At 69.0% G+C, this 15,013-nt stretch carries 13 protein-coding genes; 4 read left to right on the top strand and 9 right to left on the bottom strand.

Annotation, left to right across the window (positions count from 1 at the left end; all coding sequences use genetic code 11):
- The first annotated feature begins 28 nt into the window (after nt 1–28).
- From FHR19_RS17570 to FHR19_RS01080, 3 genes are all read left to right on the top strand, one after another.
- On the top strand, nt 29–1,840 hold the full coding sequence (locus FHR19_RS17570; protein ID WP_184023409.1) for a HupA family protein: 1,812 nt from the start codon (nt 29–31) through the stop codon (nt 1,838–1,840).
- Complete coding sequence (locus FHR19_RS17565; RefSeq protein WP_184023408.1) at nt 1,837–3,129, top strand: surface lipoprotein assembly modifier; 1,293 nt, start codon at nt 1,837–1,839, stop codon at nt 3,127–3,129. The genes FHR19_RS17570 and FHR19_RS17565 overlap by 4 nt, the downstream gene beginning before the upstream one ends.
- Before the next feature lie 83 nt (nt 3,130–3,212).
- On the top strand, nt 3,213–3,950 hold the full coding sequence (locus FHR19_RS01080; RefSeq protein WP_184023407.1) for a copper homeostasis protein CutC: 738 nt from the start codon (nt 3,213–3,215) through the stop codon (nt 3,948–3,950).
- Nucleotides 3,951–3,960: 10 nt separating this feature from the next.
- On the opposite strand, the gene FHR19_RS01075 is transcribed toward FHR19_RS01080, so the two are convergent.
- The 7 genes from FHR19_RS01075 to FHR19_RS01045 all read right to left on the bottom strand — a co-directional run bounded on the left by FHR19_RS01075 (nt 3,961) and on the right by FHR19_RS01045 (nt 10,787).
- Nucleotides 3,961–4,884, bottom strand: coding sequence for a sugar phosphate isomerase/epimerase family protein (locus tag FHR19_RS01075; protein ID WP_184023406.1), 924 nt, complete (start codon nt 4,882–4,884; stop codon nt 3,961–3,963).
- 10 nt (nt 4,885–4,894) lie between these two features.
- Entirely contained in the window at nt 4,895–5,851 is a 957-nt protein-coding gene (locus tag FHR19_RS01070) for a sugar phosphate isomerase/epimerase family protein (RefSeq protein ID WP_184023404.1), read from the bottom strand.
- Between the two features lie 58 nt (nt 5,852–5,909).
- On the bottom strand, nt 5,910–6,686 hold the full coding sequence (locus FHR19_RS01065) for a sugar phosphate isomerase/epimerase family protein (RefSeq protein WP_184023403.1): 777 nt from the start codon (nt 6,684–6,686) through the stop codon (nt 5,910–5,912).
- A 122-nt stretch (nt 6,687–6,808) separates the two neighbouring features.
- Complete coding sequence (locus tag FHR19_RS01060; RefSeq protein ID WP_184023402.1) at nt 6,809–7,129, bottom strand: hypothetical protein; 321 nt, start codon at nt 7,127–7,129, stop codon at nt 6,809–6,811.
- 13 nt (nt 7,130–7,142) lie between these two features.
- Nucleotides 7,143–8,402: a chymotrypsin family serine protease gene (locus tag FHR19_RS01055; protein ID WP_343053115.1), complete on the bottom strand. Its 1,260-nt coding sequence runs from the start codon at nt 8,400–8,402 to the stop codon at nt 7,143–7,145.
- Between the two features lie 54 nt (nt 8,403–8,456).
- Nucleotides 8,457–10,133 (bottom strand): GMC oxidoreductase, encoded by a 1,677-nt coding sequence (locus FHR19_RS01050; RefSeq protein ID WP_184023401.1) that lies wholly within the window; start codon nt 10,131–10,133, stop codon nt 8,457–8,459.
- Nucleotides 10,134–10,184: 51 nt separating this feature from the next.
- Nucleotides 10,185–10,787 (bottom strand): gluconate 2-dehydrogenase subunit 3 family protein, encoded by a 603-nt coding sequence (locus FHR19_RS01045; RefSeq protein WP_246359244.1) that lies wholly within the window; start codon nt 10,785–10,787, stop codon nt 10,185–10,187.
- A gap of 171 nt (nt 10,788–10,958) precedes the next feature.
- On the opposite strand from FHR19_RS01045, the gene FHR19_RS01040 reads away from it, so the two are divergent.
- Nucleotides 10,959–11,870: a diacylglycerol/lipid kinase family protein gene (locus FHR19_RS01040; protein ID WP_425505915.1), complete on the top strand. Its 912-nt coding sequence runs from the start codon at nt 10,959–10,961 to the stop codon at nt 11,868–11,870.
- Here FHR19_RS01040 and FHR19_RS01035 read toward each other — a convergent pair.
- Nucleotides 11,822–12,553, bottom strand: a complete 732-nt coding sequence (locus FHR19_RS01035; RefSeq protein ID WP_221228338.1) for a phosphatase PAP2 family protein — start codon at nt 12,551–12,553, stop codon at nt 11,822–11,824. The two genes, FHR19_RS01040 and FHR19_RS01035, sit on opposite strands and share 49 nt — an antisense overlap.
- Nucleotides 12,554–12,615: 62 nt before the next feature.
- Nucleotides 12,616–14,958 carry a bifunctional diguanylate cyclase/phosphodiesterase gene (locus FHR19_RS01030; RefSeq protein WP_246359243.1) on the bottom strand — a complete coding sequence of 781 codons (2,343 nt, stop codon included), beginning with the start codon at nt 14,956–14,958 and terminating at the stop codon, nt 12,616–12,618.
- Nucleotides 14,959–15,013 lie beyond the last annotated feature (55 nt).

The raw sequence follows: 15,013 nt of genomic DNA, 5'->3' as shown, positions 1-15,013 counted from the left end.
GCGGGGGTGCGGCCCGATGGGGGGTGTCATGGGTTCGTTGCGTCTGGGGGCCGCCATGGCCGGTTGCGTCCTGCTTGCCGCGTGTGGCGGGGCGGGTGGCGGCGGCGGCGTAGGGGCGCTTCCCGCACCACCGACCGGCGGCACCGGGGGCGGCACGCCGACGCCGACGCCCGCGCCGGTCAACACGCTCATCACCGACCTCAAAGCCAGCCAGACCTTTACCAACGACGCGACCACGACAGATGTCGAGGTGCGGACCGCCGGCGGCATCGTCAACCGCACCGCTGTGTCGGGCGCCGGGATCCAGGTCAGCTACGACGCGGCCGCGGGCAGCTACACCGTCACGACCGCGGGCCGCAGCCAGACTTTCGCCGCCGCCGACCGCCGGCCGGACCGTTTCCCCGGCGAGGCGACCTTTGCCAAGACGGGCGGCGACCCCGAATATCTGACGCTGGTCACGGTGCCGCTCTACGATGCCGGCAATTCGAACCGCTATGTCGGCCTTGGCTATTGGCAGCGCAACGCCGTGGCGGGCGGGGTACAGGCGACGCAGTTCACGACCTTCGCCTATGGCCTGACCACGCCCGCTGGCGCGGTGCCGCGGTCCGGTAGCGCAGCTTGGGCGACCGATATCTTCGGCCTGCTCACCACCCCGGGCGAGGAATTGCGCACCGTTCAGGGCCGCGGTGATTTCAACGTCGATTTCGGAGGCGGCATCTTTACGGCCTTCGCCAATCTCGACGAGTTCGATTTCATCACCGGCGGCGGCCGTGTCGGCAGCCTGCGCTTTCGCGCGGGCGGTCAGGTGGGGAGCGCCGGTAACGGCTTTTCGGGCAATATGAGCTATTCGAGCGGCCGGGCGGGCACGCTCGGCGGGACGATCAGCGGCCAGTTCTACGGCCCCGGCGCCGAGGAGATCGGCGCGTCGTTCAAGGCGAGCGGGAACGGCACCGTCCTGAACGGCGCGCTCACCGGCCAGCGGGCGACGCCGGCCGCCGGGTTGCCCAACCTGTCGCTGGTCAACGTCCAGTCGACCGAGCGGCTGTTCGCGACCGGCGCGGGTACCTTTACCCAGGCGCGCGAGGGACAGCCCGGCTACTCACAGGTCAACGCGACGCAGTCCGACAGCCGCGTGACGATCACCCCGACCGGACCGGGCTCGATCGAAGTCGGCAGCGCCACCTACACGCCGGTCGAGGCCGATCGTGTCGCCGATGGCCGCCTCAACTACACCACCTATCGCGGACAGGTGGCAGGATCGGACGGTGGCCCGGTCGAGGTCGCCTTTTACCGTCCCGGCGGCACCAACAGCGAGATCGCGCTCACCTATCTGAGCTTCGCCACCTGGACGCGCACTGTTCAGGATGCGGCCCAGGGCCAGCGGATTGCCAACACCACCCGCCAGTTCGTGCTCTACGGCATCCAGACTCCGCGCGAACTGCTGTCGGGCCGGACCGGGACGGGCAGCTATGCCGGGATCGTCGCGGGCGCGGGCGCGAACCGGCTTGGCGATACCTACAGCATCGGCGGCACCTCTCGCTTCGATGTCGATTTCGGGGCCGCAAGCTATACCGGCAGCCTGTCGCTGGTCGGCACCGCCGCCGACGGCACACGCCGCGAGTTCGGCAGCTTCGGCTTCGGCAACCGCCTGATCGAGGGGGTGATGGTCCAGGCCTCGCTCGACGGCGGCCGGAACGCCGATTCGTTCAATATCATCACCCCGGCCTTTTACGGACCCGACGGGCAGGAGATCGGCGCGAGCTTCTACCTGACGGCGGGCAACCCGATGGATGCGGCGGCCGTCGCGATCGGTGGGATCACCGTCGCCAAGCGGCAGTGATCGCGCCTCCGCCGGTCGCGGTACAGGCGGCGCAGGAGGCGCCGGTCACTGCCGTCCGACTCGATCCGGCCGGCGTCTTTGCCGCGGCGGCAGAGGCCGAGCGCGGCGGTCGACCCGAAGAAGCGTTGGTCCTGCTCGACGCGCTGACCCGCGACCGCGACGGGGAAGTGCGGGCAGAGGCGCTGTTCCGGCGCGCGATGCTGCTCGACGCGCTCGGCCGCAGCGACGCGGCGGCGACGACGCTGCGACGGCTTCTCGACGAAAAGCCCGACGCCGCGGCCGTCCGCCTCGAACTCGCGCGCATCCTGCTGGCCCGCGGCGATGCGGAGGGGGCGCGGCGGGCGCTGCGACAGGCACAGGCCGGCGTGCTGCCCGCCGACGTCGCGGCGGTCGTCGATCAATTCGCCGCGGCGCTGCGCACCACGCGGCCTTTCGGCGGCTCGTTCCAGCTCGCGGTGGCGCCCGACAGCAACGTCAATCGGGCGACCGATGCGCGCACGCTCGATACCGTCATTGCCCCCCTGACCCTGTCGCGGGCGGCGCGGTCGCAATCGGGGCTGGGCGTGCGGGCAAGCGGCACGGCGTTCGCGCGCATTGCGGTCGGCGACACGCTGTCGCTGCTGCCGCGGGTGTCGGGATCGGGCAGCTTCTATCGCCAGCGCATGTTCGACGATGCGTCGGCCTCGGCGATGCTCGGCCTCGAATGGGTAAGCGGGCGCGACCGGGTGACCCCGTCCGCCGGTCCCGGATGGCGCTGGTACGGTGGCAGCCTCTATGCCCGCACGAACACCGCGGCGCTCGACTGGCTGCATCCGATGGGGCGGCGTGCGCAGCTGTCGGTGTCGGTCAGTGCCGCCTCGGCCCGATATCGCCGCAATGCGCTTCAGGACGGCGGCTTGTTCGACCTGTCGGCGACGGTCGAGCGCGCGCTGTCGCCGCGTGCGGGGATCGGCGTGACGGTGGGTGCGACACGCCAGACCGCGCGCGATCCGGGCTATGCGACGGTGTCGGGCCAGCTCGGCGTCAGCGGCTGGCGCGACCTTGGCCGAACCACGGTCTTCGCCAGCGCCGCGCTGCGACGGACCGAGGGGGACGCCCGCCTGTTCCTGTTCCCCGATCGGCGGCGCGAATGGCTGGTCCAGGCCAGTGCCGGCGCGACGCTGCGCCAATTGAGCTGGAAGGGCTTTGCCCCGCTGGTACGCGCCACGTTCGAACGCAACGCGTCGAGCGTGGGGCTCTACGACTATCGCCGGTTCGCGGGCGAGATCGGAATCGTCCGCGCGTTCTGAACCGTCGCTTCCGGTTTGACAGCGCGCAGCCAGGCTTCCTACGCGTGACAGCAGTCGGAAGGCAGAAAGGCGGCGGGACGGACATGGCGATCCTCGAAATCTGCGTCGAAAGTCTGGCGGGCGCCCGCACGGCGCTGGCTGCCGGGGCCGACCGGCTGGAACTGTGCGGCGCGCTGGCGGTGGGCGGACTGACGCCGACGCCTGCCCTCGTCGCGCTTGTCTCGGCGGCGGCGGCGGCCGAGGGGCGGCGCGTCCACGCGATGGTCCGGCCGCGCGCTGGCGACTTCGCCTATAGCGAGGACGAGCGCGACCTGATCGCGGCCGAGATGCGCGCGTCGATCGCGGCGGGCGCGGACGGCCTCGTCTTCGGCGCGACGATCGGCGACCGGCTCGATATCGAGACGCTGGGCTGGTTCGCGGCGACCGCGCGGGCGCTGCGGCCCGATATCGATCTGACGCTGCACCGCGCGGTCGACCTGCTCGCCGATCCGGTCGAGGCGGTCGAGCCCGCCGCGGCGCTCGGCTATCACCGCATCCTGTCGTCGGGCGGCGCGCGATGCGCCGCGAACGGCATCGAGACGCTGACGCGCATGACCGCGCGCGCTGCCGGGCGCATCGCGATCATGCCGGGCGCGGGCGTGCGCGCGGGGAACGCCGCGGCGATCTTGGCGGCAACGGGCGCGAAGGAAATCCACGCTTCCGCCAGCGCTCCCGCGGCAAGCGACCCGCGCCTCGTCGCCCTTGGTTTCGCCGCGGCGGACGCCCGCACCACCAGCGGCGATGCAGTGGCGGCGCTCCGCGCGTCGATCGACGCCGGATAGCGCCGCCCCGTCAGTCGTAGATCGGCCGCAGCACCGTATCGAGGTGATAGCGGGTCAGCGCCATCGACGCGAGCATGTCGGGCGAACCGTCATATTCAATCGACATCCAGCCCTTGAACTCATGCTCCTTGAGCAATCGGTACAGCCCCTCGAGGTCGAGTTCGCCGAGACCCGGTTCCCAGAACCAGCGCTTGCCGTCGTCGGTGATCTCCGGATCGCGCGAATAGCGCACGCTATCGGGCTGGCGCGCGGAAGCGGTATCCTTCAGGTGGAAGGTGCTGATCCGGTCGTGATAATCCTTGTAAAAGGTCAGGATATCCTCCCCCAGGATCGCCACTTGCGCAGTGTCGAGGCAATAATGGACGTAGCGCGGGTCGGTCGATTCGATCAGCTCGCGGTGGTTGGGCAGGTTGATCGCGCAGAAGAACTCGTTGTGAATGCCGATCTTGACGCCGTTGTCGGTGGCATAGCGGCCGATCTCGTTCAGCACCTTGGCGCATTGCTGCACCTCTTTGTGGCTCAGTGGCCCGGCACCGCAGTAATTCTGCGTTGGGCAGGTGTTCATATACTGCCCGCCGAACTTCACGATCGTGTCGACCGCCTCCCGCCCCGCGCGGATCGCCTCTTCCTCATGCCCCGCATCGTGCGAGGCGTGGGCGCCGTGGAACATGCCGATCACCTCGACCCCGCGCTTCTTTGCAAACGCGGTGAAGGCCTCGGGCGAACCGAACAGCGGCAGGATATCGGACAGGTCCCAAGGCGCGATCTCGATCCCGTCGAAGCCGAGGGCTGTCTGATATTTAAGGATCGTATCCCAATCCGAATAATAAGCGGTGTTGGTGCGGTCTTCGTAATAGAAGTCGCGGAAGTTCTCGATCCGGCGATAAGGGATCGACTTCCAGTGGCACATGTTGGCGTAGCGGATGTTGGGCATCGTCCGAGCCTCAATTCGAAAACTGGTTGAGAAGCGCGCGGGTGCGCAGCAGCGCGCGGAACGGGTCGCGCGTCTGGCGGGCGCTGACCGTCACCGGACCTGCATAGCCGACGCGATCGAGCAGGCCGGCGACGCCCGCCAGATCGACCGAGCCGGTGCCGGGGTCGCGGAACACCTGCGTCGCACGGTCCTCGGGAAACTCGGGGTTGGCGGTCTTCCACGTCTCGCCCATGTCGACGAAATCTGTGTCGGTCAGGTGGACGCAGCCGATGCGGTCGACATGCGACTCGACGAACGCGGCGGGGTCGATGCCGGCGATCGTCAGGCTGGCGGTGTCGACGTCGAGCTTCACCGCGTCGGGCAGGCCCGCGAGCATTGCCGCCATGTCGTCGCCGCGGAACACGCTCCAATAGTCCTGACGCATGACGACCGTGACGCCCGTCCCCGTTGCCTTTTCGGCAAGGCCAGTGAGCAGTTCGGTCGTCTTCTCGGCGAAGACGCCGCGCTTGGCCTCTAGGTCGGGGTGATAATGCGCCGCGCGGCCGTAATAGGGCGACGGGCTGATCGCCAGATAGTCGGCGCCGAGGTCAGCGGCATGGCCCAGCGCCTCGCCCGCGAAATGGCCCGACGCGCCAAAGAAGAAGCCGAGATTGTCGTTGCGCATGAACAGGTTGGGATCGAACGTGACGCCCGCCACCCGCTCAATCCCAGCCGCCGCCAGCACCGCGCGATAGTTGGCCGCGCTCTCGTACTTCGTCTCGATCGAATAGCGCGTCATCGGCACGCCGCTGCGCCCGCCGAACTGCCACACCGGCTCATACGGAATCTCGATCGAGCGGAAGCCTGCCGCGCGGATCAGGGGGTAGAGTTCCTCCCAGAAATACTTGCTTTCGAAGCGGTTGCGGTTCGGTTCCTGGTAATGGCGGTTGATCAGGTCGAGGCTGATCGCAATCCGGTCGCTGTTCATCGCGAAGGTCCGTTCATGGCAAGAATCGTCCGCCGACCCGTGCCGGCGGGCGGGGTCGTCAGTCGGCGGCGAGCATCCGCTGCGACTGGGCGAGCGACTGGTCCATCGGCATCGTCGGGAAATATTCGAGGCCGATCGCGCCGGTATAGCCAAGGTCGCGCAGCGTCGCGGCGACCTTCACCCAGTCGAGGGTGCCGGTGCCCGGCTCGTTACGGTCGGGGATGTCGGCGACCTGCACATGCTCGACCAGGTGGATGCGGCCCGCGAGCACCTCGGCCATGTCCTCGCCCATCACCGCGCTGTGCCATACGTCGTAGAGAAGGCGCAGATTGGGGCTGTCCACCGCCTCGACGAGGTCAAGGCCAAGCTTGGTGCTGACGAGGTACATCGCCGCGAACAGCCGGGTGTTGAGCGGCTCGAGGAGCAGCATCACGCCCGCGGCTTCAGCCGCGTCGGCGGCGGCGCGCAGCGCGGCGACGGCGTTATCGAAATGCTCCGCCTCGCTCATCCCCTCGACCTTGAAGCCGGAGGCGACGATCAGCGCCGGCTTACCGAGGATCGCGGTCGCCGCGATCGTCTCGCGCACCGCCGCCAGCATCTCAGCACGCTCGGCCGGGTCGACGATCGAGCGGCGCGGATCGACGCAGACGCCGGTCAGGCGCATCCCCGTCTCGTTCAGCGCGTCGGCGATCGCCGCGACGGGCTTGTCGCGCCACAGGTGGAACTCGGCCAGCTCGAAGCCCGCCGCCTTGGCCGCATGCAGCCGCGCGGCAAGGTCGCCCGCCTCGGCGAACTGCCATTCGATACAGGATGATAGTGGGTACGCCGCAGACATAGGATCCCTTCCCATTCTACGGCCCCGTGGTGCGGTCGCACTCGTATGCCTGGCGGGCTCGCCCCGCTATTTTGTGGCGCCGCCTTACCGCGGCGGGCAGCACAAATCAATCGCGGGCCGCGTCAGTTGCCCTCGGCATCGACCATGAAGGTCATCGGCCGCCCGCGTGACATCGGGTCCCAGCCCGCCGCCAGCGCGGCACGGATCGAGCGCGCGATCGTCGGCTCGTCGAGCTGGAGCCGCCCGCGCGGCAGGCCGCGAAGCAGGCGCTTGGGCGCGGGAAACTGGACGAACGCCTCACGCTTGGCCCCCTGTTCGCGCAGGCCGATGGTCATACCCTTCCAGCCTTCGTCGTCGGACAGATGCGGCTCGCTCTGGAGGTGCCAGTCATAAGTGTTGCCGTCGACGACGATCTCGCCGGCATTGGGTTGGGAACGGGACATGGCCCGCCCCCTATCACGGCGCGGCGGGAAGCGCACCGGGCATGGGCAGACGCGGGGGATCGGCGACGGTGCGCAGCCGCCAGCCGTCGGGCAGGTAGTCGATCGACATGTAGAAATAGAAGGCGCAGCCCCCATCGCTGCGATAGCTGCCGCCCTTGAGAATGCCGTACGCGACCGGGCCGAGGAATACCGGCGACCCGCTGTCCCCGGCCTTGCACGACGGCCCGGCGACGGTGATCCACGTCGGCAGGCACGCGCCGCCGCACAGGTCGCCGGCGGGCGCGAAGTCGGTGAGCTCGACCTGCGAACAGCTATGGCCCGTCCGCTCGCCCCGGTGGCAGACGACGTCGCCGGCGCGCATCGATGCCCGCGGCATCGCACCCGCGACCGCGCGGCCACGGGTCCGTTCGGCATCGGTGTAGAAGACCGGATCGAGCGGCACTGCGCTCAGATTGAGCTGCACGTCGCGATTGCCCCAGCCCCATTGCCCGGCGAAGGGCAGGTCGATCGTCCGCCCGCCCGCGTCGCGGATCGACAGCGCGTCGGGGCAATGCGCCGCCGTGGTCAGCGCGTCGCGCGTCCCATCGGTGACAGCAAAGGCGGAGGTGCAGAGGTAGCGCCGCGTATCGCCCGGTCGCGATCCGGTCAGCCGCACCCCGCCGCCCAGCCCCTCGCCTGAAAAGTCCAATGAGGGATCGTTGATGGCGCGCAGCCGCACCGGCACCTGCGTCATCGAGGCGAGCCTGTCGCGAAGGCCCTGCACTCCCTCCCGCGCCACATCGCGGGCAGAGACGACGGCGACCAGTTCGCCGCTGCGCTGATCGATGCCGAGGCCCGGCGGCACGTCGAGGCTGTCGCGCATCGGCGCCTGATAGGTCGTGATCGCCGCCAGCAGCTCGCCTCGGCTCGCCCACGCGCCGGGGACATAGACGATGGCGACGGGCTGCCCCGCGATCACCACCGTCTCGGACACCACCGAATCGTCGCCCTTCAGCCGGACGACGATGCGAAATACCGGGGTGTGCTCGATCGCGATGCCCGTCAGCCGGTCGGCGAAGCGTGCGGCGATGGCGTCGGTGACGGGGACGCTCGCGACCTGGAGCGCCAGCAGGCGCGCTGCAACCGCGGGCGCGACGCCCAGCCGCGGGGCGACCGCCGCCGCATCCTCGGCAAGCGCGGGCTCGGTCGCCGGCGGCAGCGCCTGTGCCGCCGCCACGCCCATGCCGGCACGGATCATCATCGCAACGAGCGCGGCGCGCAGGAACAGTCTCACCCGAGCGTCATAGCCGCGCCCGCTTGGATGCCGAATGAACGAGCGCGGCGCGGATCAGATCGTACCGGCCTTCATCTGCTTGACCGCATGGTCGGCGGCGCGCGCGGTCATCGCCATGAAGGTGAGCGAGGGATTCACGCACGACACCGACGCCATCATCGCGCCGTCGGTAACAAACAGGTTGGCCGCATCGTGCGCCTGGTTGAAGCCGTTGAGCACCGAGGTCCCGGGATCGCGGCCCATCCGTGCGCCGCCCATCTCGTGGATCGCCTCACCCGGGATGTGCGTGCCGCGATTGCTGGTGACGTTGGTCAGGCCCGCCTGGCGGAGCATCCGCTCGCCCTCAGCCTGCGCGTCGTCCATCATCTTGAGCTCATTGTCGCGGAAAGTGACGTCGAAGCGCAGGAGCGGCATGCCGCGCGCATCCTTCTTGGCGAAGTTCAGCATCACTCGGTTGTCGTCATAGGGCAGGCATTCGCCGAACGCGCTCATGTTGAAGCGCCAGCCACCATAGGTGCGCATGCCATGCTTCATCGCCGCGCCGAAGCCCTCGGGCGCGGGCTGTCGCCGGCTGGCCCCGCCCTGATAGCCATAGCCGCGCTTGAACGGCAGTTCCTCGGCCTTGAGGTTGCGGAAGCGGGGGACATAGACGCCGCCCGGCCGCCGGCCATATTCGACGAATTCGGTCATGCCGGGCACGTCGCCGCCGATATTGACCTTGAAGATATGGTCCATCACCGCGCTGCCCAGCGCACCGTTCGAGTGGAAATGGCTGCGCTCGCTCCCCTCCGGCCGTGAATTGAGGAGGACATGGAGCGATCCCATGGCGGACGCGCAGAGGAACACCATCCGCGCCGGCACGACCTCGACCGCGCCTGTATTGGCGTTGACCAGGCGGACGCCCGTGACGCGCTTCTTCGCGGCGTCATATTCGACGTTGGTCGCCCACGTATCGGGGCGCAGCGTCAGCCGCCCGGTCGCGCGCGCGGCAGGCAGCGTCACCGCCTGCGTCGAGAAATAGGCGCCGAAGCTGCACCCGCGGTCGCACTGGGCGCGCTTCTGGCAGCGGGTGCGATTCTGCTCGGGCTTGTCCTCGGTGATGTTCGACAGGCGTGCGTTGATGAGCTTGCGGCCCGGGAACTCGGTTTCCAGCCGTTCCTTCAGCCACTTCTCCGCGACGTTCATCGGGAAGGGCGGCATGAACTCGCTGTCGGGCAGATAGTCGAGATTCTCCCGCCCGCCCGACACGCCGATATATTTCTCGACATAGCTGTACCACGGCGCCACGTCGTCATAGCGGATCGGCCAGTCGGTCCCGATCCCTTCGCGCTGGTTCGCCTCGAAATCGTTCGGCCCCCAGCGAAAGCTCCAGCGGCCCCAGGTCAGCGACTTACCGCCGACCACGCCGCCGCGCACCCAGTGGAACGGATTGGGCGCGTCGAAGTCGTAGGGGTTCAGGCGGTCGTTGGTGAAGAAGGGCTGGTTCGCGGGCTGCACCCAGAAATTGAGGCCCTTGTAGTCGCTCTTCGTGAAGGCCGCCGGCATCCGGTTGCGCGCCGGAATCTCGAAGGCCGGCTTGCCGTCATAGGGATAATCCTCCCCATGCTCGACCATCCGGCCGCGATCGACCATAAGGACGCGCAGGCCCTTTTCGGTCAGTTCCTTGGCGGCCCAGCCGCCGCTGACGCCCGAGCCGATGACGATTGCGTCGAAGCGATCCGTTGCTGCCATGATATCTGCCTGTCGAAATCGGAAAGGGAATGCGCGCGCGAGGAGGCCGCGTCAGGACGAGAAGATGCGGTCGATCTTCGATGCGGGATAGGCACCGTCATAGTCGCCGGGGACGGGCAGATAGCTCCGCTCCTGCATGATCCCGACTTCGGACGTGAAATAGCCGGTCAGCACCAGCTGGCGGAACGCCTCGAAGAACTTCGCACCGCCGGGGATCGCGTCGTTCATCGTCAGGGTCAGCAGCGCATCCTGCTGCGCCGAAGACGCCTTTAGCGCGGGCTTCTGGAAGTCGGCCATGCTGCGCGCATCGATCGCGGCGAGGCCGCCGAGGATCAGGTCGCGGTCGTCGCTGACCGCCCAGTCACCCATCATGTGCTCGATATAGTCGGGTACGCCAGCGGCGATCGCGCCCGGCGTGTCGGTGGTCGGCATGATCCGTTCGCTGAGCGCCGCGACCAGCGCGCGCTGGGCGGGGGTGAAGACGACCGCGGGCTTGCCGGTGTTGATCTTCGGGATCGGCTCGTACCCCGCCGCGCGCGCCAGCGGCGCGAACAGGCTCGCGCCGAACACGCCTGCGATCCCGGCCAGCGCGGTCCGCCGATCGAGCGAAAAATGCGCGCTCGGTTCCGCCGCCATCGTGCCGCCCTGATCCATCCTACCCCTCTCCCAAGGTGATCGGCTGATCCTATAGGATCGCACAGGAGCTGTCGACCGCCTCTTTGCGCCATCGGGATGGAGCCGGATGGCGCGACAGCGGTTCCTCGCCTAGAGTAATCGGCGCGGCAGACCCCTGCCCGCCACCGGATGGAAGCGGGTCGAACCGAATTGCAGCATTCCGACAACCCCGTTCCCGACCACGCGGTCCTGATCGTCAACGCCCATTCGCGAAAGGGCGAAGCGCTGTGCGGCGAGGCCAAGGCGCGGCTCGAGGCGGCAGGGATCACCCTCATCGCATCGCACGCGGTCAAGGATCCCGCCGATCTCGACGGAATCGTCGCCGGGGCGGTACGCGACGGTGCGCCGATGGTGATTGTCGGCGGCGGCGACGGCTCGCTCGCACGGCTGGTCCGCCACGTCGCGGGGACCGAGTGCGTGTTCGCCGTGCTGCCGCTCGGCACCGCCAACAGCTTTGCGCGCACGCTCGGCCTGCCGCTCGACCTGGCTGGCGCAGTCCAGACGATCGCGAGCGGCCGGCGGCGGCGCATCGACCTCGGCCGGATCGGCGAGCATTATTTCGTCAACGCCGCCGCCCTCGGCCTGTCGCCGATGATCGGCGATACCGTGCCGCACAAGCTGAAGCGCTATCTGGGCCGCGTCGGCTATCTCGGCTGGGCGATCTGGTGCCTGACCCGCTTCCGCCCCTTTCGCCTGACGGTCGAGGATGCGGCGGGCGAGCATCGCACCTGGGCCAGCGAAGTGCGCATCTTCAACGGGCGCTATCATGGCGGGGTCGAACTGATCGAGACGACCGACGTCGACAGCGGCGACCTCGTCATACAGGCGGTGACGGGACGCAGCCTCCTGCGCCTCGCCTTCGACTGGTATGCCAAGGTGGTGCGGCTGAAGTCGCGCAGCGCCAACACCGTCGAGTTCCGGGGGGAAGCGCTCGGCCTGCGCACCCGCCCGCGTCAGAAGATCTCGATCGACGGCGAATGCCTGGCGAAGACGCCGGTGACGGTTCGCGTCGCTCAGGGCGCGGTCGAGGTCGTCGTCCCCTCCGCACCCTCGATCGCCTGACGCCGCTGGAGGATCGCGGCGACCCACGACGCCGCGACGGCCCAGGCGATGCCGATCGCCCAGCCCGCCAGCACGTCGGTCGGGAAATGCACGCCGAGGAACACGCGCGAAAAGCCGATCGACAGCGTGAGGAGCAGCGCCGCGGTGATGAGGAACACGCGCACGCGCCGGTCCGGCTCGGCACTGGCGAGGAGTGCCGCGCCGGTCAGATAGACCATCGCCGAGTTCATCGCATGGCCGCTGGGAAAGCTCGCCGAACTCACCTCGACCAGATGCGGGACGATGTCGGGCCGCGCGCGGGCAAAGACGATCTTGAGCAGTGCGGTGAGGACGGCGCCGCTGCCGATCGACCCGGCGACGAACGCCGCCAGCGCCAGCTTGCGTCGCGCGGCCAGATAGCCGGTCACGAAGATCGTCACCAGCGTCAGCACCGTGCCCCCGCCGAGCGCCGTGAGGTCCAGCATCGCCTGCCCGAACCAGCGCGGACCGATCGACACGCCGGGATCGGCGACCTGGCGAAGCAGGAGCAGCAGCCAGCGGTCGATCGCCAGCGGATGCCCCTCCATCACCTCCGACGCGACGTAGGCGAAGCCGGCCAGCCCCGCGGTGACGAGCAGCAGCGCGACGAGAATCCGCGTATCGGGGCGACGCGCCCAGGTCCGGTCGATGAATGGTCGGTGCAAGGCGGTTTCCCGATCGGTGACCCGCCGATAACGCAGGCCCGCGCCGGCGGCTCCGCGCGTCGCTATCCGACCGAGCGCAGGCGCATCGCCGGCAGCACCGGATGCTCGGCCGGCATCCCGAACAGATAGCCCTGCGCCTGCGGGCACCCCTCCTCGGTCACCACGCGGCGCTGTGCGTCGGTCTCCACCCCCTCCGCCACCACCGGCAGGTTGAGGCTGCGCCCCAGCCCGACGATCGCGCGGATGATCGACCGGGCGGCCTCGTCGTCCTCGACCGAGGAGACGAAGCTCTTGTCGATCTTGATCTTGTCGAACGGAAATGCCTGAAGGTTGTTGAGCGACGAATAGCCGGTGCCGAAATCGTCCATCGCGATCCGGACGCCCAGCGCCTTGATCGCGTGCAGCACGGCCAGCGTCGTCTCGCGATTGCGCAGCAAGGCGGTTTCGGTGATCTCCAGCTCCAGCCGCTCGGGCGCCAATCCGCTTTCGGCGAGCGCATCGGCGACAATCGCGGGCAGGTTGGGCACCAGGAGCTGCACCGGCGATACGTTGACCGCGACCCCCACATCGCCCGCCCAGCCCGCCGCGGTCCGGCAGGCGCGGCGCAGCACCCACTCGCCGATCGGCACGATCGCGCCCGTTTCCTCGGCGATCGGGATGAAGATGTCGGGCGCGATCCGCCCGCGCGCCGGATGATCCCAGCGCAGCAGCGCCTCATACCCCACCACCTGCCCGCGGGCGGTCGAGACGAGCGGCTGGAAGACGAGGTGGAGCTGGTCCGCGGCGATCGCCTGGCGCAGTTCGTGCTCCAACTCGCGGCGCTCGCGGGCCAGATGGTCCATCTGCGTGTCGAAGAAGCGGAACTGCCCGCGGCCGCTCTGCTTGGCGCGATACAGCGCGATGTCCGCGTTGAGGCGCAGACCCTCTGCATCGGCGCCGTCGCGCGGGAAGATGGCGATGCCAATACTGACCCCCACCGCCATCGGATCGCGCGCGGTGTCCATTTCGGCGGCGAAGGCGGTGAGGATGCGCTGCGCCAGTTGCTGCGCGCTGTCGGCGGCGTCGGCATGGTCGGCAAGGATGACGAACTCGTCCCCGCCGATCCGCGCGACCAGATCGCCGGCGCGCACCGTCTCGCGCAGGATGCGCGTCACCTTGCACAGCACCTCGTCCCCCGCGGCGTGGCCGAAGATGTCGTTGACCGCCTTGAACCGGTCGAGGTCGAGCGCGAGCAGCGCGAATGGCCGGGTCAGGTCGCGAAGCTGCGCTTCCAGCACCTGGGTGAAGTGTGCGCGGTTGGGCAGCTGGGTCAGCGGGTCGTGGGTGGCGAGGTGCTGGATGCGCCGCTCGAACCGCTTGCGTTCAGTGAGGTCGCGGACCGCCAGCACCCGGCACGGCCGACCGCGATACTCGATCGAGTGGGTGGCGATCTCGAGCCACTGGTCCTCCTGCACCGCGTCGAAGGCGCGCGCCTCGACCGGCCCTTCGTCGAACCAGGCGAGCGGGGCGCCGCCGCCGTCGACGAACAGCGCCTCCGGCCGGGTGCCAATCAGGCTGCGGCTCTCGATGCCGAGAATGGCGGCAAGCCGGGCGTTGACCTCGACGATGCGGCCGTCGCGGCCGACGATCGCCAGCCCCTCCAGCGTCGCCTCGGTCAGGCCCTTGAGGTCGGTGAGCAGCCGATCGAGAAACGCCCCCGCCAGCACCAGCAGGATCAGGCCGATCGTAACCGCCATGACCGCGGCGACGACCCAGATCGGGTCGCCGTCCGCCTCGCTCGCAAGCGCGGGGTCGAGGATCAGCGTGGTCGCGTCGATCGCGGTGAAATGGAGGATGACGACCGCCAGCACGGACAGTGCGGCGGGCACGACGATCCCGGCGGTCCTTCCGAGATCGCGCGTCCCGAACGCCGCCGCAAACAGCCCCGCGACCAGACCGCCGGCGATCAGCACGGGCACCGGCGCGACGCCAAGATGCACCACCCCCTCCAGCGCGGTCATGCCGATGAAGTGCATCGTCCCGACGCCAAGCGCGGCGATGACGCCCGCCGCCAGGCTGCGCCATGCCCGCGGCTGCTTGCCGGCGACGTGCAGCGCCGCCCAGAAGCAGCAGACCGCCGCCGCCGCCGACAGGATCGTCAGCGCCATGCCGAATCGCAGCGGGATCGGCGTACGATAGGCGAGCATCGCGACGAAATGGGTGGCCCAGATGCCAATTCCTGCCGACAGCGCCGCCACCGCCAGCCACTGCCGCCGCCGCGCCTCGACGCAGTCCCCGGCTCGGCGCAGCAGGAGGAACAGGGCGAGGCTACCGATGATCCACACCAGCGCGGCAAGCGCCACGAGCGCCGGATCGTGATCGACCGTCAGACAATTCAGGATCGCAAACATGTACTTGGCCCCCATCACTGCCGATGGAGGGTCCGTTTTCGTCCCCAAGATTCGGTTATCGCCGCTGGTA

The sequence above is a fragment of the Sphingomonas yantingensis genome (assembly GCF_014199325.1).
Lineage (GTDB): Bacteria > Pseudomonadota > Alphaproteobacteria > Sphingomonadales > Sphingomonadaceae > Sphingomonas > Sphingomonas yantingensis.
This window is presented reverse-complemented; position numbering and strand designations above follow the sequence as displayed.